At 73.7% G+C, this 19,184-nt stretch carries 16 protein-coding genes; 8 read left to right on the top strand and 8 right to left on the bottom strand.

Going from position 1 to position 19,184, the window contains the following annotated elements:
• The first annotated feature begins 26 nt into the window (after nucleotides 1-26).
• The 3 genes from ACZ6O2_RS11970 to ACZ6O2_RS11960 all read left to right on the top strand — a co-directional run bounded on the left by ACZ6O2_RS11970 (nucleotide 27) and on the right by ACZ6O2_RS11960 (nucleotide 5,292).
• Entirely contained in the window at nucleotides 27-1,727 is a 1,701-nt protein-coding gene (locus tag ACZ6O2_RS11970) for an ABC transporter transmembrane domain-containing protein (protein WP_466022825.1), read from the top strand.
• Nucleotides 1,727-3,505: an ABC transporter ATP-binding protein gene (locus ACZ6O2_RS11965; RefSeq protein WP_466022824.1), complete on the top strand. Its 1,779-nt coding sequence runs from the start codon at nucleotides 1,727-1,729 to the stop codon at nucleotides 3,503-3,505. The genes ACZ6O2_RS11970 and ACZ6O2_RS11965 overlap by 1 nt, the downstream gene beginning before the upstream one ends.
• Nucleotides 3,506-3,714: 209 nt before the next feature.
• A complete protein-coding gene (locus tag ACZ6O2_RS11960) occupies nucleotides 3,715-5,292 on the top strand; it encodes a Na+/H+ antiporter (RefSeq protein ID WP_466022823.1) in 1,578 nt (525 codons plus the stop codon).
• 97 nt (nucleotides 5,293-5,389) lie between these two features.
• On the opposite strand, the gene ACZ6O2_RS11955 is transcribed toward ACZ6O2_RS11960, so the two are convergent.
• The 6 genes from ACZ6O2_RS11955 to ACZ6O2_RS11930 form a co-directional block, all read right to left on the bottom strand.
• Nucleotides 5,390-6,571 (bottom strand): ROK family protein, encoded by a 1,182-nt coding sequence (locus tag ACZ6O2_RS11955; protein ID WP_466022822.1) that lies wholly within the window; start codon nucleotides 6,569-6,571, stop codon nucleotides 5,390-5,392.
• Nucleotides 6,572-6,599: 28 nt separating this feature from the next.
• Entirely contained in the window at nucleotides 6,600-7,856 is a 1,257-nt protein-coding gene (locus tag ACZ6O2_RS11950) for a sugar ABC transporter permease (RefSeq protein ID WP_466022821.1), read from the bottom strand.
• The gene (locus ACZ6O2_RS11945) at nucleotides 7,853-8,671 is read right to left on the bottom strand and encodes an ATP-binding cassette domain-containing protein (protein WP_466022820.1); all 819 of its coding nucleotides are present in this window, start codon (nucleotides 8,669-8,671) and stop codon (nucleotides 7,853-7,855) included. The genes ACZ6O2_RS11950 and ACZ6O2_RS11945 overlap by 4 nt, the downstream gene beginning before the upstream one ends.
• A gap of 108 nt (nucleotides 8,672-8,779) precedes the next feature.
• Nucleotides 8,780-9,877 carry a sugar ABC transporter substrate-binding protein gene (locus ACZ6O2_RS11940; RefSeq protein ID WP_350704054.1) on the bottom strand — a complete coding sequence of 366 codons (1,098 nt, stop codon included), beginning with the start codon at nucleotides 9,875-9,877 and terminating at the stop codon, nucleotides 8,780-8,782.
• A gap of 193 nt (nucleotides 9,878-10,070) precedes the next feature.
• A complete protein-coding gene (gene ybaK / locus ACZ6O2_RS11935) occupies nucleotides 10,071-10,550 on the bottom strand; it encodes a Cys-tRNA(Pro) deacylase (protein ID WP_466022819.1) in 480 nt (159 codons plus the stop codon).
• Between the two features lie 50 nt (nucleotides 10,551-10,600).
• A complete protein-coding gene (locus ACZ6O2_RS11930) occupies nucleotides 10,601-11,785 on the bottom strand; it encodes a THUMP-like domain-containing protein (protein ID WP_466022818.1) in 1,185 nt (394 codons plus the stop codon).
• A gap of 249 nt (nucleotides 11,786-12,034) precedes the next feature.
• Between ACZ6O2_RS11930 and groES the strand changes: the two genes are divergently transcribed.
• The gene (gene groES, locus ACZ6O2_RS11925) at nucleotides 12,035-12,349 is read left to right on the top strand and encodes a co-chaperone GroES (RefSeq protein WP_089012574.1); all 315 of its coding nucleotides are present in this window, start codon (nucleotides 12,035-12,037) and stop codon (nucleotides 12,347-12,349) included.
• A gap of 70 nt (nucleotides 12,350-12,419) precedes the next feature.
• Nucleotides 12,420-14,066 carry a chaperonin GroEL gene (groL, locus tag ACZ6O2_RS11920; RefSeq protein ID WP_350704048.1) on the top strand — a complete coding sequence of 549 codons (1,647 nt, stop codon included), beginning with the start codon at nucleotides 12,420-12,422 and terminating at the stop codon, nucleotides 14,064-14,066.
• Between the two features lie 153 nt (nucleotides 14,067-14,219).
• Here groL and ACZ6O2_RS11915 read toward each other — a convergent pair whose 3' ends face one another.
• Nucleotides 14,220-14,603: a WhiB family transcriptional regulator gene (locus ACZ6O2_RS11915; RefSeq protein ID WP_350679881.1), complete on the bottom strand. Its 384-nt coding sequence runs from the start codon at nucleotides 14,601-14,603 to the stop codon at nucleotides 14,220-14,222.
• A 253-nt stretch (nucleotides 14,604-14,856) separates the two neighbouring features.
• Here ACZ6O2_RS11915 and ACZ6O2_RS11910 point away from each other — a divergent pair, with 253 nt between their 5' ends.
• The gene (locus ACZ6O2_RS11910) at nucleotides 14,857-15,687 is read left to right on the top strand and encodes a helix-turn-helix transcriptional regulator (RefSeq protein WP_466022817.1); all 831 of its coding nucleotides are present in this window, start codon (nucleotides 14,857-14,859) and stop codon (nucleotides 15,685-15,687) included.
• 158 nt (nucleotides 15,688-15,845) lie between these two features.
• Here the strand turns inward: ACZ6O2_RS11910 and ACZ6O2_RS11905 are convergent, their stop codons facing one another.
• Nucleotides 15,846-16,256: a DUF5319 domain-containing protein gene (locus ACZ6O2_RS11905; RefSeq protein WP_350704042.1), complete on the bottom strand. Its 411-nt coding sequence runs from the start codon at nucleotides 16,254-16,256 to the stop codon at nucleotides 15,846-15,848.
• Nucleotides 16,257-16,441: 185 nt separating this feature from the next.
• Between ACZ6O2_RS11905 and guaB the strand changes: the two genes are divergently transcribed.
• Nucleotides 16,442-18,004 (top strand): IMP dehydrogenase, encoded by a 1,563-nt coding sequence (guaB, locus tag ACZ6O2_RS11900; protein WP_350704041.1) that lies wholly within the window; start codon nucleotides 16,442-16,444, stop codon nucleotides 18,002-18,004.
• A gap of 29 nt (nucleotides 18,005-18,033) precedes the next feature.
• Nucleotides 18,034-19,152, top strand: a complete 1,119-nt coding sequence (locus ACZ6O2_RS11895; RefSeq protein ID WP_350704039.1) for a GuaB3 family IMP dehydrogenase-related protein — start codon at nucleotides 18,034-18,036, stop codon at nucleotides 19,150-19,152.
• The last annotated feature ends 32 nt before the right edge of the window (nucleotides 19,153-19,184 follow it).

The following is a 19,184-nucleotide window of genomic DNA, read 5'->3' as shown; positions in this document are numbered from 1 at the left end:
GGCCGGCCGCCTAGCGTCGGTGGGTCATGCGCTTCTCACCGGCCGGCGACCCCGGCACACCCGACACCCGCTCGGCGACCCGCTACCTGCTGTGGCTGGCCGGGCGGCACAAGGTGCTGTTCACCGTCGGCATCCTGCTCGGCGTCGTCTGGATGGTCGCCCAGGCGCTGGTGCCGGCGGCCGTCGGCCGGGCCGTCGACGGGCTCACCCGCGGGGACGAGGACGCGCTGCTCACCTGGGGGCTGGTGCTGCTGGGCCTGGGCGTGCTCCAGGCGGTCGCCGGGATCCTGCGGCACCGCTGCGCGGTGCACAACTTCCTCGCCGGGGCGTACCGGACGGTGCAGCTGACCGTGGGCGCGGCGAACCGGCTCGGCGCCGCGCTGCCCCGCCGGGTGGCCGCCGGCGAGGTGGTGAGCATCGGCACGGCCGACATCAACCAGATCGGCTCGGCGATCGACATCACCGCCCGGGGCACCGGCGCCGTCGTCGCGATCGTGACCGTCGGGGTGATCCTGCTCGGCGCCTCCCTGCCGCTCGGGCTGGTCGTGGTGCTCGGCGTGCCGCTGCTGATGGCGGTGGTCGGGCTGCTCATCCGACCCCTGCACCGGCAGCAGCAGGCCTACCGGGACTCCGAGGGGGCGCTGACCACCCGGGCCGGCGACATCGTCTCCGGGCTGCGGGTGCTGCGTGGCGTCGGCGGCGAGCCGATGCTCTCCGCCCGCTACCGCGCGCGGTCCCAGGCGCTGCGCGCCGACGGCCTCCGGGTGGCCCGGGTCGAGTCGCTGCTGGAGGCGGCGCAGGTGCTGCTCCCCGGCGCGTTCCTGGTGCTGGTCACCTGGCTCGGCGCCCGGTTCGCGCTGCGTGGCGAGATCAGCGCCGGCCAGCTCGTGGCGTTCTACGGCTACACCGCGTTCCTGGTCAGCCCGCTGCGGCAGCTCACCGAGGCGGTGGACAAGCTGACCCGGGGGCACGTCGCCGCCCGGCGCGTGGTGCGGCTGCTGCGGCTCGACCCGGAACTGGTGGACCCGCCCCGCCCGGCGGCGCTGCCGGACGGCCCCGGTGAGTTGGTCGACGTGGAGTCGGGCGTGACCCTGCGGCCCGGCCGGTTCACCGCGCTCGCCGCGACCGCGCCCGAGGACGCGGCGGCGATCGTCGACCGCCTCGGCCGGTACGTCGACTCGGACGCGACGCTGCACGGCGTACCGCTGCGGGCGCTGCCGCTGGCGACGGTGCGGGAGCGGATTCTGGTGGCCGACAACAACGCGCACCTGTTCACCGGCCCGCTGCGCGCGGAGCTGGACCCGCACGACCGGGCCGACGAGGCGGCGATCGCGGCGGCGCTGGCGGCGGCGAGCGCGACGGACATCGTGGAGGCCCTGCCCGACGGGCTGGCCAGCACCGTGGCCGAGCGGGGGCGGGAGTTCTCCGGTGGCCAGCAGCAGCGGCTGCGGCTGGCCCGGGCGCTCGTCGCCGACCCGGAGACCCTGCTGCTGGTCGAGCCGACCAGCGCCGTGGACGCGCACACCGAGGCCCGCATCGCCGAGCGGCTCGGCGCGGCCCGGGCCGGCCGGACCACCCTGGTCTGCACCACCAGCCCGCTCGTGCTGAGCCGCGCCGACCATGTGATCTTCGTGGAGGACGGCAAGGTGGTGGCCGAGGGGACGCACACCGCACTGCTCGACGGCGAACCGCGCTACCGGGCGACGGTCAGCCGGGGGGAGGACTGATGGCCGCCGCACTGCCGGTCGCCGACGCGCGCCAGGTGCGCCGCTACGCCCGTACGCTGGTGCGCCGGCACCCACGCGCGCTCGGCGTGGCGCTCGGCCTGCACGCCCTGGCCGCGGCGGCCGGCCTGGTCGCGCCGTGGCTGCTCGGCGACCTGGTCGAGGGGATCTCCCGGGGCACGACGGGCGTCACCGTCGACCGGATCGCGCTGCTGATCGCCGGCTTCGTGCTGGCGCAGTCGGTGCTGGTGCGGTTCGCCCACCTGGCGTCGGCGCGGCTCGGCGAGCGGGTGCTGGCCGAGCTGCGCGAGGAGTTCGTCGACCGGATCCTGGCGCTGCCGCTGGCCACCGTGGAGCGGGCCGGGACGGGCGACCTGCTCACCCGGACGTCCCGGGACGTCTCCGCGCTGTCCCGGACGGTCCGGTTCGCGGTGCCCGAGACGCTGATCGCGGTCGTCACCGGCTGCTTCATCGTCGGCGCGCTGCTCCTGGTCAACCCGCTGCTCGCGGTGCCCTGCCTGGTCGCGGTGCCGCTGCTGTGGGCCGGCACCCGGTGGTACCTGCGCCGCGCCCCGGACGGCTACCTGCGGGAGAACGCCGCCTACTCCGACATCACCGACGGGATCAGCGAGACCGTCGAGGGCTCACGCACCACCGAGGCGTTGCGGCAGGAGGCGCGCCGCCGGGCCCGCACCGACGCCGACATCCGCCGGTCGTACGCGGCCGAGCGCTACACCCTGCGGCTGCGCACGGTGTTCTTCCCGGTCACCGAGATCGGCTACGTGGTGCCGGTGGTCGCCACGCTGATCATCGGCGGCTGGTTCCACCTGAAGGGTTGGGTGAGCCTCGGCGAGGTCACCGCCGCCACGCTCTACGTTCAGCAACTCATCGACCCGGTCGACCGGCTGCTCTCCTGGCTGGACGAGTTGCAGGTCGGCGGCGCCTCGCTGGCGCGCCTGCTCGGGGTGGCCGACGCCGACGCCCCGACCACGTCCCCGGCCCCGGCCGGGGCGCCGACGCGGGCGGGCACCGACGTGCCGGCGGGCGACCGGCGGCTCGCCGCCCGGGACGTCCGGTACGCGTACCGGACGGGGCGGGACGTGCTGCACGGGGTGACCCTGGTGCCGGAGCCGGGGGAGAAGCTGGCGATGGTCGGCCCCTCGGGCGCCGGAAAGTCCACCCTCGGCCGGCTGCTCGCCGGGGTGCACGCGCCCCGTTCCGGCTCGGTCACCGTGGCGGGACGGCGGCTCGACGAGCTGCCCCTGGCCGAGCTGCGGACGCACGTCGCGCTGGTCACCCAGGAGCACCACGTCTTCATCGGCACGCTGCGGGACAACGTGGCGATGGTCCGGCCGGGCGCCGACGAGGCGGCCGTCCGGTCGGCGCTGGCCGCCGTCGACGCGCTCGACTGGGCCGACGCGCTGCCGGACGGGCTCGACACGGTGGTCGGCGCCGGCGGGCACCCGCTGTCGCCCGCGCAGGCGCAGCAGTTGGCGCTGGCCCGGCTGGTGCTGGCCGACCCGCACACGCTGGTGCTGGACGAGGCCACCTCGTTGATCGACCCCCGGGCCGCCCGGCACCTGGAGCGCTCCCTCGCGGCCGTGCTCCAGGGCCGGACGGTGATCGCCATCGCGCACCGCCTCTTCTCGGCGCACGACGCCGACCGGGTCGCGGTGGTCGAGGACGGCCGGATCATCGAGATCGGCCCGCACGACGAGCTGGTCGCCGCGGGCGGTTCCTACGCGGCCCTCTGGCGCTCCTGGCACGGCACCCGCTCCTGACGCCGTCCGCCCGTCACCGGCCCTGACGCCGACCGCCCGTCACCGGCCCTGACGCCGTCCGCCCGTCACCCGCTCCTGACGTCGCGCCGCCCGTCACCCGTTCGACGGTTCGGCGGTGCCGCGTCCGCGTGCCGTACCACGATGTTGCCAGTGGCAGGCGGTCGCGCACCCGCCACTGCGGCGCGGCCGGCGGGTGACGGGGGAGCGACGTGGGCGGTCTCGAACTCATCGTGGTGCTGGGCGTCACGGTGCTGGTCGGCACCACCCTCGGCGGGCGGTACAGCGTGGCGCCCCCGGTCCTGCTCATCGCGATGGGCGCGCTGTTGGCGCTCCTGCCGCCGCTGTCGCACGTGGCGCTGGAGCCCGAGGTGGTGCTGCTGCTGTTCCTGCCGGCGATCCTCTACCGGGAGAGCATCACCACCAGCCTGCGCGAGATCCGCACCAACCTGCTGGCGATCACGCTGCTGGCGGTGGGGCTGGTGGTGGCGACGATGGTCGCCGTGTCGCTCGTCGCGCAGCGGCTCGGCATCGACCCGGCCGCGGCCTGGGTGCTCGGCGCGGTGCTCGCGCCGACCGACGCCGCGGCGGTCTCCGGCCTGGCCAAGCGGATGCCGCGCCGCATCCTCACCACCCTGCACGCGGAGAGCCTGATCAACGACGGCACCGCGCTGGTGCTCTTCACCGTCGCGGTGGGCCTGATCGTCGGGGGCACCGAACCGAGCGCGCTCGGGCTCGCCGAGCGGTTCGTCGGTGCGTCGGCCGGGGGCGTCGTCGCCGGCCTGCTGGTCGGCTGGGCGGTGATCGTGGTCCGGCGACGCCTCGACGATCCGCTGCGCGAGGGCGCGCTGAGCGTTCTCACGCCGTTCGTCGCGTTCCTCCTCGCCGAACTCGTCCACGCCAGCGGGGTGCTGGCCGTGGTGGTCGCCGGCCTCGTGCTCTCCTACGCGGCCCCCCGGGTCGTCCGGGCCCGCTCCCGGGTGCTGGCGTACGCCTTCTGGGACCTCGCCACCTTCCTGATCAACGGGGGGCTCTTCGTGCTTCTCGGGATGCAGATCCCGCGCGCGCTGCGCGGCCTCACCAGCCTGTCGACGGCGCGGGCGCTGGCCATCGCGGTCGCGGTGACCTGCGTCGTCGTGGCGACGCGGATGCTCTGGATCCACCTGGCGGCGTTCGGTTTCCGGGCCGCCAACCGCCGCCCGTCGCTGCAGGGTGAGCAGGTCGACTGGCGGGTGCGTACGGCGGCCGGGTGGGCGGGGTTCCGGGGCGCGGTGTCCCTCGCGGCGGCCCTCGCGGTGCCGGTGACGACCCCCACCGGCACGCCCGTCCACGGGCGTGACCTGATCATCTTCACGACCGCCGTCGTCATCCTGATCACGATGCTGATCCAGGGCACCACGCTGCCGGCCGTCGTCGGGTGGGCGGGTCTGGTCGGCGACACCCGGCGCGTCGACGAACTGCGCCTGGCCCGGACACGGGCCACGGAGGCCGCCCTGGCGGCGCTGCCCGAGGTCGCCGACCGGCTCGGCGCCGGGCCGGACGCGGTCGACCGGATCAGGGCCGACTACGAGCAGCACCTCGACGACGTCCGCTCCGCCGACCGGGGCCGGTCGGCGGAGCAGGCCCGGGACCTCGACCGGCGGCTGCGGCTCGCCGTACTGGAACACAAGCGCCGCGAGATCACCAGGTTGCGGGACACGAACCAGATCGACGACATCGTGCTCCGGGACGTGCAGGCCGTCCTCGACATCGAGGAGATACGGCTGCTGGGACCGGAGCCGAACGAGTAGCCCGCCACGTCGCCCGGCTCCCGCGGAACCCGCCTGCCCGGTGCGGCCCGGTGGGCGGGTCAGGTGCGGCGGAGCACGCCTCGACCGTCCGTCGTCCTCAACCGACGTCGAGCGGGTCGGCGAGCAGCCGCTCGAAGGCCAGCTCGGCGGCGCCGATCAGCGCCGCGTCGTCGCCCAGCTTCGGGGTGCGCAGCCGGACGTGCTCCAGGCAGGCCGGCAGGGCGATCGAGTTGAGCCGGCTGCGTACCTGGGCGGCGGCGGCGAGGTAGAGGTCCCGCATCGTGCCGCCGAAGATGACCAGCTCCGGGTTGAAGATGTTCACCAGGTTGGCTACCCCGAAGCCGAGCCAGTCGCCGGCCTGGCGGACGGCGGTCTGCGCCCGGGCGTCGCCGCGGTCGGCGGCCTCGAAGACGGCCAGCAGCGCGTCCCGGCCCCGCGCGTCGGTGCGGCCGGCGGCGCGCAGCAGCGCGTGCTCGCCGATCTGGGTCTCCCAGCAGCCGCGGGAGCCGCATTCGCAGGGCGCGCCGTCGGGGACGACCACCATGTGCCCGACCTCGCCGCCGTAGCCGCCGTGCCCCGTGAGTCGGCGGCCGCCGGCGATGATGCCGGCGCCCACGCCCACGTCCCCGTACAGGTAGATGACGTTGTCGCAGCCGGCCGCCGTGCCGCGCGCGTGCTCGGCGAACGCCGCCACGTCGGCCACGTTGCCGACCGTGACCGGGACCTCGCAGCCCAGTTCGGCGGCGAGCGCCGCGCCGATCGGCTCGTCCACCCAGCCGGTGGTCGGTCCCAGCCGGACCAGCCCGTCGTCGCGGCGGACCATGCCGCAGACCGCGACGCCCGCGCCGACGCAGACCGCGTCGGCCGGCACGGTCTGCTGCATCTCCTTGACCGCCCCGGCCAGCAGCGGCGCGGCCTCCGCGGCGGTCAGGCCCCGGGGGCGTTCCTGCTCCCGGCGGTCGAGCACCGCGCCGCCGAGGCCGACCCGCGCGGCCCGCAGCCGGTCCACCTCGATGCTGTACGCGTACGCGTGCACCCGCTCCGACTCGGGCCGGACGACCAGCGACGGCCGTCCGGCCCGGCCGGTCTCCTTCGGCGTCCCCTCGCTGACCAGCCCGGCGCCGGCCAGGTCGGCGGTCAGCGCGCCGATGGTGCTGCGGTTGAGCCCCAGCGCGCTGGTCAGTTCCGCACGGGTGGTCGCCCCGTGGATGTGCACGTACCGCAGCAACGCGCCCAGGTTCTGCCGGCGGATCTCGTCCTGGCTCGGTCCTGCGCGCATTGCTGTCGTCACTTCCGTGGTGCGGTGGTCAGCGGGTGCCGGTGGCCGTGGAGCGGCGACGCGACAGTGCGTCGACACCCGCGGCGAGCAGCAGCACCAGCCCGGTGAACACGTACTTCAGCCCCGAGCTGAGGTTGAGCAGGCTCATGCCGTTGATGATGACCGCCACCACCGCGCCCCCGAGCACGGCGTTGATCATCCGCCCCTTGCCGCCGAAGAGGCTGGTGCCGCCGATGACCGCCGCCCCGACCGCGTACAGCAGCACATTACTGCCACCGGTGTTCGGGTCCACCGACCTGTCGCGGCTGGCGGCGATGATGCCGCCCACGGCCGCCATGGTCGAGCAGATCACGAACGCGGAGATCCGGATCCGGTCCACGTTGATGCCGGCCCGACGGGCGGCCTCCTGGTTGCCGCCGACGGCGTACAGGTGCCGGCCGTACGTGGTGCGGGTCAGCACGAACGTCCAGCCGACCAGGAGCACGGCGAGGATCGGCACCACGATCGGCATGCCCCGGTTGGAGCTGATCAGCGGGTTGATGCTGCGCTCCTGGTTGAGCACGTACACCGCGAGGCCGAGGACGACCGCGAGCGCCGCGATCCGGGCGGACACCACGGCGAGCGGTTCGGCGACCAGGCCACGGGCGACGCGGTTGCGGTGCCGCAGCAGTTGCGCGGCGGCGTAGCCGGCGACCGCGACGGCGAAGAGCACCCACCCGATCAGCGGCGGCACCCAGCGGTTCTCGATCGCGATGATCGTTTCGTCGCGGATGGTGATGTTGCTGCCCTCCTCCATGAGGAGGAGCACCACGCCCTGGAACGCCAGGAAGCCGGCGAGCGTGACCACGAAGGACGGGATGCCCACCTTGGCGACCAGGATGCCGAGGGTGAGGCCGATGACCATGCCGGTCGCGAGCGCGGCGGCCACCGCGACGTACCAGGGATGGCCCAGCACCGTCGCCACGTTGGCGAGGATCGCCGCGCAGACGCCGCTGGCGAAGCCGGCGGAGAGGTCGATCTCGCCGAGCAACAGGACGAAGATCAGGCCCATCGCGATCGCGGTGACCGCCGCGCCCTGCGTGAACAGGTTGGCGAAGTTCGCCGCCGAGAAGAAGACCGGGCGGACGATCGCGAACACCGTGCAGAGGACGACCAGGCCGATGACGGCCGGCAGCGAGCCGAGGTCGCCCCCGCGTACGCGGGCCAGGTAGTTGCGGACGTGACCGCCGACGGTGGGTGCCGGGGCGACGGCCGCCGGCCCTTCCTTGCGTACTGCGGTGGTCATCGGAGGGCCTCCGGGTTGCTGGCGACGGGCTGCCCGCCGTTGTCGGTCTGCCCGTTGCCCCCGCCGAGGCCGACCGCGCCGGACCGGCCGGCGGTGATCAGCTCGACCACCTGGGCGTGGGTGATGTCGGTGGTCCTCACCTGGGCGACCATCTGGCCGAGGTAGAGCGCGGCGATCCGGTCGGAGACGGCGAAGACGTCGTTCATGTTGTGTGAGATGAGCACCACGGCCAGTCCGTTGTCGGCGAGCCGGCGCACCAGTTCGAGCACCTGCGCGGTCTGCGCGACGCCGAGCGCGGCGGTCGGCTCGTCCAGGATGACCAGCCTGCTGTTCCACAGCACCGCCTTGGCGATCGCCACGGTCTGGCGCTGGCCGCCGGAGAGGCTGGAGACGTGCTGCCGGAGCGACCTGACGGTCCGCACGCTCAGCCCGGCCAGGGTCTCGGCGGCCATCTGCTCCATGGTCGGCTCGTCGAGCACGATGCCACTGCGCTTCTCCCGGCCGAGGAACATGTTCTGCACGATGTCGAGGTTGTCGCAGAGCGCGAGGTCCTGGTAGACGACCTCGATGCCGAGCGAGGCCGAGTCGCGCGGGCTGTTGACGGTCACCGGGCGGCCGTCGAAGAGGAACACGCCAGCGTCGGTGGGATGGATGCCGCTGATGCACTTGACCAGGGTCGACTTGCCGGCACCGTTGTCGCCGACCAGCGCGGTCACCTCGCCCGCGTGGGCGGAGAAGGCGACGTCGCGCAGGACCTGGACGGGACCGAAGCTCTTGTCGATCCCGCGTAGCTCCAGCAGGGGGATTGCGGACACGGGGGTCTCCTTCGGGCGGCGGGGGGAGGTCGGATCCCGTCCGGCGTGCGCGCCGCCCGGCACGGGGAGGTCCGTGCCGGGCGGCGCCGCCTGGAGCGGGTACGGGGGTCAGCTGATGCCGGCGTCGGCGCAGAGCTTGGCGTACGCCCCGGCGCAGACCTCGTCCTTGGTCACGAAGCCGTCGGCGATGACGTCCTTGACGTTCTCCTTGTAGATCGCCTTCGGGGTGAGCAGCACGGCGGCGACGTCCTTGCCGCTCTCCGGGTCCTTGACGGTCTGGCCGGTCTCCTTCCGCTCGCCCATGGCCAGCGCGATGGCCAGGTCGGAGGCGGCCTTGGCCTCCTCGCGGATCGCCTTGTAGACGGTCATGCACTGGTCGCCGGCGAGGATGTTCTGCAGGCCCTGCGGGGTCGCGTCCTGGCCGGTCACCGGCACCTTGCCGTTGAGCTTGTTCTTCTTGAGCACCGAGATGGCCGCGTTGCCGAGGCCGTCGTTGGCGGCGAGGACGCCGTCGATCCTGCCCTGGGTCGAGGTGAGCATCTGCTCGAAGATCACGCCGGCCTGCGCGTTGTCCCAGTCCGGAACCGCCTGGTCCGGGCCCTTGGTGTACTCCTTCGAGTCGAACTTCGGCTTGAGCACCGAGTCGTACCCGTTCTTGAACAGGGTGGCGTTGTTGTCGGTCGGGGAGCCGTTGAGGTACGCCACGACCGGGTTCTTCGCGCCCTTGTCGGTCAGGCACTTGCTCAGGCCCTCACCCTGGAGCTTGCCGACGGCCTCGTTGTCGAAGCTGACGTAGTACTCGGCGCCGCCGCCGAGGGTGAGCCGGTCGTAGTCGATGGTCGCCACGCCCTGGGACTTGGCCCGCTCCAGCACCGCCTTGCCGGTGCCCGAGTCGAGGTTGACGATCATCAGCGCGGTCGCCCCGTTGGTGATCATCTGGTCGGCGATCGTGGAGAACTGGGACTTGTCGCCCTGGGCGTTCTGGATGTCGTACTGGACACCGGCCGCCTTGAACGCCTCCTCCAGGAACTTGCGGTCCGCGCCCTCCCAGCGGGCGGAGGACTTGCTGTCCGGGAGGATCACGCCGATCTTCGGGGCCCGGGTGCCGCCGGCCTGGTCGCCGCCGCCGGTCTCGTCGCCGCAGGCGGTCATGCCGCCGGTGGCGAGCAGGCCCACGGCGGCGAGGGTGAGGAAGCCCTTGCGCATGTGCAGGGTCCTTTCGGGGGTGGGGATGATGCTGGTTTGTTGTGTCCGGCAACGTATTCCGCGTCACACCGCGGACACAAGGGTGCCGAGGTGGCAAGTTTGTTGTCGGCAGTAACAATTCAGCAACGTCTCTGTCGCCCGGCCGTCGCCCTGCGCGGGAGCGCTCTCCCGCCGGCTCCGGGAGCGGCGCAGCTCAGCGGGCGGACAGCGGGGCCGTGGCCGCCCCGGTGAGGGCGACCAGGTCCTGTGGGGCGAGCTGGAGCTGGAGGCCGCGCCGGCCCGCCGAGACGTAGACGGTGGGATGGTCGAGCGCCGACGAGTCGAGCACCGTGGGCAGCCGCCGGCGCTGACCGAGCGGGCTGATCCCGCCGCGCACGTAGCCGGTGGCCCGTTCGGCCACCGCCCGGTCGGCCATGGCGGCCCGCTTGCCGCCGACCGCCGCGGCGAGCGCCTTGAGGTCCAGCTCGCCGGTGACCGGCACGACCGCCACGGTCAGCGCGCCGTCGACCTCGGTGACCAGCGACTTGAACACCCGCTCCGGCGGCACCCCCAGCGCCGCCGCGACCAGCGCGCCGTAGTTCGGCGCGTCGGGGGAGACGTCGTACGGATGCGTGCTGTGGGCGATCTTCCGCTTCGTCAGCAGCGCGGTCGCCGGAGTGCCCTGTCCCGCCATGACCGTCAAGCTAACCCGGGTCCGGGTGACCCGCGAGCCGATAAGGCCGGCTACCCGACCGGCCGGCAGACCAGCGCCGTCGGCGCCCCGGCGACCCGGGTCAGCACCAGGCTGGCCGCCTCGTCGCCGGCCAGCCGCAGATCCCGCCGCAGCTTCTCCGGCTCCAGCGCGGAGCCGCGCTTGAGGATCTCCACCCGCCCGACCCGGCGCTCCCGCAGCAGCGCCCGCAGCCGCTTGAGCGAGAACGGCAGCACGTCGGTGACCTCCAGGCAGCGGGCGAACGGGGTCGCCGCCGGGGCGTCCGCGTAGAGGTAGGCGATGCTCGGGTCGGCCAGCGTCGAGTCGAGGGTGCCGGCCAGCTCCGCGACCAGGTGCGCGCGGACCACCGCCGGATCCGGGTCGTACAGGAAGCGGCGGACCGGCCCGACCGGCGCCTCGGCGTCGCCGGAGCCGGTCAGCGCGTGCGCGGCGGCACCGCGCAGCAGGGTGGCCCGGCGGGGGACCTCGGCGAGCCGGCCGCACCACAGCGCCGCCTCGACCAGGTCGCCGTCCGCGCTCACCCACTCCGCCTCGGCGCCCGCGGGGATCAGCGCGTGGTCGATCCCGGGTGCCACCTTCACCACCGTGTACGGCACCCGCGCGGCCAGGCCGACGACGAAGTCCCAGGGCGGGGAGTAGGCGTTCGGGTCGAAGACCCGCCGCCCGGTGCCCGCCTTCCGCCGCGCCGGGTCGCAGAACACCCCGTCGACCCGGCTGACGTCGAACGCCGTGGCGTCGCCGCACTCCACCGTGAACAGCTCGGCCAGCCCGGCCGCCGCCGCGTTGGCGGCGGCCATCGCGGCGGTCACCGGGTCGGCCTCCACCCCGTACACCCGGATGCCGGCCCGCGCGGCGGCGAGCGCGTCCGCGCCGAGGCCGCACCCGAGGTCGGCCAGGGTGCGCACGCCGGCGGCGCGCAGCCGGCCGGCGCGCCGCGCCGCGACGGGGCCGCGGGTGGCCTGCTCCAGCCCGGCCCGGGTCAGGAACATCCCCGCCGCCGCCGGCCCGAACTTGCCGACCGCCCGGCGGCGCAGCTCGGCCTGGGTGAGCGCGGCCGCCGCCAGCGCGGGCGGCATCCCGGCGGAGCGGAGCGCGGCCGCCGCGGCCAGCGGGTCGCCGCCGGCCACCCGCGCGGCCGCGTCGAGCGCGACCGACCCCTCGGGCGTACGCAGGGCGGCGAGCTGGTCGAGGTCCACGCGGTCATTCTGGCCGCCCGGCCCGACGCGCCGGCCGGCGGGTTGGCACTCTCCTTGACGGAGTGCTAGCCGAGGAATAACCTGCGATTAGCACTCTCACCCCGAGGGTGCCAGCTTCCGGGCCGTCAGGCCTGGGCGCTGAACGCCAGGCGGACCGGCACCCGCGACGACGGCCCCGCCCGGTGGCATGTGGCAGATTGACGCTGGTCGGCTCGCCGGCCGGTAACGAAACCAGTACCCCAGGAGGGTATGCCCGTGACTACCGCGACCAAGGTTGCGATCAAGCCGCTCGAGGACCGGATCCTGGTCCAGGCGAACGAGGCTGAGACCACCACGGCGTCGGGCATCGTGATCCCCGACACCGCCAAGGAGAAGCCGCAGGAGGGCACCGTCCTCGCTGTCGGCCCGGGCCGCGTCGACGACAAGGGCAACCGGATCCCGGTTGACGTCAAGGTCGGCGACACCGTCATCTACTCGAAGTACGGCGGCACCGAGGTCAAGTACGCCGGCGAGGAGTACCTGGTGCTCTCCGCCCGCGACGTCCTCGCGGTCATCGAGAAGTAAGCAACCGATCAGTGTCGTTGCCCCGGTCCGGCTCGCCGGGCCGGGGCAACGTCGCTTCGAAGGGACATTCATGGCGAAGATCCTGAGCTTCTCGGACGACGCCCGGCACCTGCTCGAGCACGGTGTCAACGCCCTCGCGGACGCGGTCAAGGTGACCCTCGGCCCGCGCGGGCGCAACGTCGTCCTGGACAAGAAATTCGGTGCGCCCACGATCACCAACGACGGCGTGACCATCGCCAAGGAGATCGAGCTCACCAACCCGTACGAGAACCTCGGCGCGCAGCTGGTCAAGGAGGTGGCGACCAAGACCAACGACGTCGCCGGCGACGGGACCACCACCGCCACCGTGCTGGCCCAGGCGATGGTCCGCGAGGGCCTGCGCAACGTGGCGGCCGGCGCCAACCCGACCGGCCTCAAGCGGGGCATCGACGCGGCGGCCGCCAAGGTCTCCGAGGCGCTGCTCGGCCGCGCGGTCGAGGTCGCCGACAAGAAGTCGATCGCGCACGTCGCGACCATCTCCGCGCAGGACGCCACCATCGGCGAGCTGATCGCCGAGGCGATGGAGCGGGTCGGCCGCGACGGTGTCATCACCGTCGAGGAGGGCTCCGCGCTCACCACCGAGCTGGACGTCACCGAGGGCCTCCAGTTCGACAAGGGCTTCATCTCGCCGAACTTCGTCACCGACGTGGAGGGGCAGGAGTCGGTCCTGGAGGACCCGTACATCCTGATCACCACCCAGAAGATCTCGGCGATCGAGGAGCTGCTGCCGCTGCTGGAGAAGGTCCTCCAGAACAGCAAGCCGCTGCTGATCATCGCCGAGGACGTCGAGGGCCAGGCGCTGTCCACCCTGGTGGTCAACTCGATCCGCAAGACCCTCAAGGTCTGCGCGGTCAAGGCCCCGGGCTTCGGCGACCGCCGCAAGGCGATGCTGCAGGACATGGCGATCCTCACCGGCGCCGAGCTGGTCGCCCCGGAGCTGGGCTACAAGCTCGACCAGGTGGGCCTGGAGGTGCTCGGCAGCGCCCGGCGCGTGGTGGTCGACAAGGAGAACACCACGATCGTCGACGGCGGCGGCCAGGCGAGCGAGGTCGCGGACCGGGTGGCCCAGATCCGCAAGGAGATCGAGGCCTCCGACTCCGACTGGGACCGGGAGAAGCTCGCCGAGCGGCTGGCCAAGCTGTCCGGCGGCATCGCGGTCATCAAGGTCGGTGCCGCGACCGAGGTCGAGATGAAGGAGCGCAAGCACCGCATCGAGGACGCGATCGCCGCGACCAAGGCCGCGGTCGAGGAGGGCACCGTCCCGGGCGGCGGCGCCGCCCTGGCGCAGATCCTGCCGGCGCTGGACGACGACCTCGGCTTCACCGGTGACGAGAAGGTCGGCGTCTCGATCGTGCGCAAGGCGCTGGTCGAGCCGCTGCGCTGGATCGCCCAGAACGCCGGCCACGACGGCTACGTCGTGGTGCAGAAGGTCGTCGGCAAGGAGTGGGGCCACGGCCTCGACGCCGCCAGCGGCGAGTACGTCGACCTGGCGAAGTCCGGCATCCTCGACCCGGTGAAGGTGACCCGCAACGCGGTCAGCAACGCCGCGTCGATCGCCGGCCTGCTGCTCACCACGGAGAGCCTCGTGGTGGAGAAGCCGGAGAAGGCCGAGCCGGCCGCCGCCGGTGGGCACGGCCACGGCCACGGTCACGGCCACCAGCACGGCCCGGGCTTCTGACCCTCGCCGTACGCCTCGTCGGGGCGCACCGTCCGCGTGACGGTGCGCCCCGACGCCTTTTCGCGGGCGGCACGCCGCCGTGGACCTGGGGACGGCGCGACGCCGCGCCCCGGGCGGGGGCGCGGCGTCGGTGTGGTCCTCGGGTGGCCGGGCTCAGGCGATCTTGCGCTGGGCCGGGACGGTCGACTTGTGCGGCCGGCCCAGGCGAGCCTCCAGGCGGGCGATGTCGACCCGGGTCTGGCGGCGGTCGGCCAGGTCCTCCCAGCCGACGGCGAGCAGCCGCAGCCGCTCGGACTCGCTGAAGCCGCCCCACACGCCGTACGGCTCCCGCACGGAGAGGGCGTGCGCGGCGCACTCGGCCCGGACGGGGCAGGTGCGGCAGACGGCCTTGGCGCCGGACTCGCGGCGCAGGCGCGACGAGCCGCGCTCGCCGTCGGGGTGGAAGAACTGTGCGCTGTCCCGGCCCCGGCAGGCACCGAGCCGCTGCCAGTCCCAGAGATCGACGATGGGTCCGGGCAGTCTACGTACGTTCGACATCAGCACCCCTCCTCCCGCGCGGCACCGCGGAGATCCATGTGAACCGGCGTCCGGGCGGCGGTCCGCGCAGGCGCGCCGTTTCCGGCCTGGATGCTCCCTACCCGGACCTTCCCCGGCTCACACTTCTGTGATCGAAAACCTTGGACAACTAGCGGCATCTGCCCTACTTGTCGGAAAAGTTCGGAGGATTGCCGGGAACCTCCTCGCGACCGGACTCGGTCATGGTCTGCTCGTGGGCGGAGAGGAGACCACTGTGCGTACGGTTCTCGTGTGCGTTCGGACACCGCTTGCGGCGCAGCATCTGACGTCCGCGGCGGCCCGGCTCGGGCTGTCCGCCGTCGTGCGGACCGCCGTCTCCGATCCCGAGGTGATGTTGCGTCTGGCCGAGCGTCCGGCCGACGTGGTGCTGGCGGACACGGCCCTCACCCGGCCGGACAGCGCGGGCTTCGTGCGCCGGGTGCTCGCCCGCGCGCCGCAGGCCTCCGTGCTGCTGCTCGGCACCGAGGAGTCGGAGGCGGCCGCCGCCACCATCAGCGCCGGCGCCCGGGGCCTGATCCAGGGCGCGGACCACGACCTGACCAGCGCGGTGGCCAAGGCCCTGCTGCTGCTCGTCGCCCCCGGCCGGGCGACCCGGAGCCGGATCGCCGACCCGGCGCGGGACACCGCGGCGGTCGGCGGGTCCCGCGCCACCCCGGCCGGCCGACCGCCGGCCGACCCGGGCCCCGCCTGGTCGACCCCGTCCGCCGACGGCGCGGGCGGCGCGCCGACGGTGGTGCCGGCGCAACGCGGCGACGACCCCGCCGAGCCGGCCGACCCGGCCGGTGAGCCGGCGGAGGCGGTGCCCGCGGGGCAGCGGGGCGCGTCCGGCGCGCGCGGCGGCCGGTCCCAGATCGGGCTGACCGAGCGCGAACTCCAGGTGCTGCTCGGCATGGCGGAGGGCAAGAGCAACGCCGAGATCGGCCGGGAGTTGTTCGTCTCGGAGGACACGGTGAAGACCCACGCCCGCCGGCTGTTCCGCAAGCTCGGCGCCCGGGACCGCGCGCACGCCGTGGCCGCCGGTTTCCGCGCCGGGTTGGTGGCCTGAGCCCGGATGCCGGGCCGGTGGGCCGAGCCCGGAAGCGCCTGGCCGATGGGGTGGCGAGCGCGGCCGCCGGCTGCAGCTCGGTGCCGAGCGCGCGGCGCCGGGCCGGTGAGCTGTCGGTGTGGCTGACGGCCTGTGCCCCCAGCGGCGGCGCGCGTGCCTCAGCTCTCCGTGTCGTGTTCCTCGTCCGAGCCCTCGGTCAGGGTGTCGTGCACGCCGTCCGCGTAGCCCCGGGCGTAGTCCCAGGTGACGTAGTGGTCCGGGTCGGGGTCGTAGGCCGGCTCGTGCACCCGGGGCCGCCCGGAGCTGAGCAGGTGACGCAGGTTGCCCCGGAGCAGGTCCCAGTCGAAGTAGTGCGGCTCCCGGCAGTCCTCGCACTCGATGACCAGCCCGCGCACCCCGATCGGCGCCAGCAGCGCCTGGTAGATCTCCAGGTCGGCGAGGTCTTCCAGCACGTCCTGCCGCTCGACGTCGGTCAGCGGGTCGAGCGGGGCGTCGTCGCCCGGATCGTGCAGACCGGCGGCCGGATCGGCCGGGTCGCCGTTGAAGGGGTCGATGGGCTCGTCGTGCACCCCCTCACCGTAGACCCAACGCAGGGGCCGCGTCCGCCCCCGGGCCCTCGGTGACCTGCGCCGCCACCGGCGGAAGCGGCCCAGGTCAGTGGGTACGATGGGACGACGCGCAGTCACCCGGCGTGCGCCGGCGCCCGCCCGCGCCACCTCGCTGAAGCCCGTCCGAGCAGCTCAGGGGAGCAATCGTGGAAATTTCGCCCAGCACCGATCTGCCGACCGCCGCCGACAGCGGCGAGCTGGGCGGCCACCTGCCGGAGTTGCCCGCCGGCTCGGCCCGGGTGGTCCCGCTCGGCCTGACCTTCGACGACGTGCTGCTCCAGCCGGGCGAGTCGGACGTGGTGCCCAGCCGGGTCAACACGGTGACGAAGCTGACCCGCAACATCAACCTGAGCGTCCCGCTGCTCTCCAGCGCGATGGACACGGTGACCGAGGCGCGGATGGCGATCGCGATGGCCCGCCAGGGCGGCATCGGCGTGCTGCACCGCAACCTCTCCCTGGAGGACCAGGCCCTCCAGGTCGACCTGGTCAAGCGCTCCGAGTCCGGCATGATCACCAACCCGGTGACCGCCAGCCCCAACGACACCCTCCGGGACGTGGACGCGCTCTGCGGGCGCTACCGCATCTCCGGCGTGCCGGTGGTGGACGGCGAGGGCCAGCTGGTCGGCATCGTCACCAACCGCGACATGCGCTTCGTCTCCGACCCGGCCACCCCCGTCCGCGAGATCATGACCCGCACCCCGCTGGTCACCGCCCCGGTCGGGGTGAGCAAGGACGACGCCCTGGGCCTGCTGCGCCAGCACAAGGTCGAGAAGCTGCCGATCGTCGACGAGTCGGGCCGGCTGCGCGGGCTGATCACGGTCAAGGACTTCACCAAGAGCGAGCAGTACCCGAACGCCACCAAGGACGACGCCGGCCGGCTGCGGGTCGCCGCCGCCGTCGGGGTGGGCGACGACGCGTACAAGCGGGCCCGGGCGCTGGTCGACGCGGGCGTCGACGTGCTGATCGTGGACACCGCGCACGGCCACCAGCGGGCGGTGCTGGACATGGTCCGCCAGCTCAAGAAGGACGTCACGATCGATATCGTCGGCGGCAACGTGGCCACGTACGCCGGCGCGAAGGCGCTGGTCGACGCGGGCGCCGACGGCGTGAAGGTCGGGGTCGGCCCGGGTGCCATCTGCACCACGCGGATCGTCGCCGGGGTCGGTGTACCGCAGATCACCGCGATCATGGAGGCGGCCCGCGCCGCGCGGCCGGCCGGCGTCCCCGTGATCGGCGACGGCGGCATCCAGTACTCGGGCGACATCGCCAAGGCGCTGGTCGCGGGCGCCGACACGGTGATGCTCGGCAGCCTGCTGGCCGGCTGCGAGGAGAGCCCCGGCGAGCTGATCTTCATCAACGGCAAGCAGTACAAGGCCTACCGGGGTATGGGCTCGCTCGGCGCGATGCAGTCCCGCGGCCAGGCCAAGTCCTACTCGAAGGACCGCTACTTCCAGCAGGACGTGCTCGCCGAGGACAAGCTGGTCCCCGAGGGCGTCGAGGGCCAGGTGCCCTACCGCGGCCCGCTGTCCGCCGTCGCCCACCAGCTCATCGGCGGGCTGCGCGCCGCGATGGGGTACGTCGGCGCGGAGAGCATCCCCGAGCTGCACCGCCGCGGTCAGCTCATCCGGATCACGGCGGCCGGGCTCAAGGAGAGCCACCCGCACGACATCCAGATGACCGTCGAGGCGCCCAACTACCACTCCCGCTGACCATCCCCCTGTGACAACTGGAGTCCCCCATGCGTGACGTGGTCGAGATCGGGCTGGGCAAGACCGCGCAGCGCGGCTACCACCTGGACGACATCGCCATCGTGCCGAGCCGCCGGACGCGGGACGTCGACGACGTCTCCACCGCCTGGCAGCTCGACGCGTACCAGTTCGGCATCCCCTGCGTCGGGCACCCCTCCGACGCGACGATGAGCCCGGCGTCCGCCGTCCGGCTCGGCCAGCTCGGCGGTCTCGGCGTGCTCAACGTCGAGGGCCTGTGGACCCGCTACGAGAACCCGACGAAGGTCCTGGAGGAGCTGTCCGCGCTGGGCGAGGACGCCCGTGCCACCAAGCGGCTCCAGGAGGTGTACGCGGAGCCGATCCGCCCCGACCTGATCGCCGAGCGGGTCCGTGAGCTGCGCGCCGGCGGCGGGACGGTGGCCGTGCGGGTCAGCCCGCAGCACACCCTGGCGCTGGCCCCGGTGATCCTCGACGCCGGCGTCGACATCCTGGTCATCCAGGGCACCATCGTCTCGGCCGAGCACGTCTCCACCACCGAGGAGCCGCTGAACCTCAAGGAGTTCATCGCCGACCTGGACCTCCCGGTCATCGTCGGCGGCTGCACCGACTACAAGACGGCGCTGCACCTGATGCGCACCGGCGCGGCCGGTGTGATCGTCGGCATCGGCGGCGACGACTGGTCGACCACGGACTCCGTGCTCGGCATCCGGGTGCCGATGGCGACCGCGATCGCCGACGCCGCCGCGGCCCGCCGCGACTACCTCGACGAGACCGGTGGCCGGTACGTGCACCTGATCGCCGACGGCGACATCCAGACCTCGGGCGACATCGCGAAGGCCCTCGGCTGCGGCGCGGACGCGGTGATGCTCGGCGAGCCGCTGTCGCTCTGCGCGGAGGCGCCGGCCGGCGGCGCCTGGTGGCACTCCGCCGCCAGCCACCCGTCCCTGCCCCGGGGCGCGTTCGAGGTGGCCGGCGAGCCGCTGGGGTCGATGGAGCAGCTGCTCTTCGGCCCGGCCGACGAGCCGGACGGCCAGCTCAACCTCTTCGGCGGGCTGCGCCGGGCGATGGCCAAGTGCGGCTACCGCGACCTCAAGGAGTTCCAGAAGGTCGGTCTGGTCCTCGACCGCTGACCGCACCAAGAAGCACCGCGCGCACCGGTCGC

The organism is Micromonospora sp. NPDC048040 (assembly GCF_055587185.1).
The sequence above is the reverse complement of the archived record's forward strand: the minus strand, read 5'-3'. Positions and strand labels throughout refer to the sequence as shown.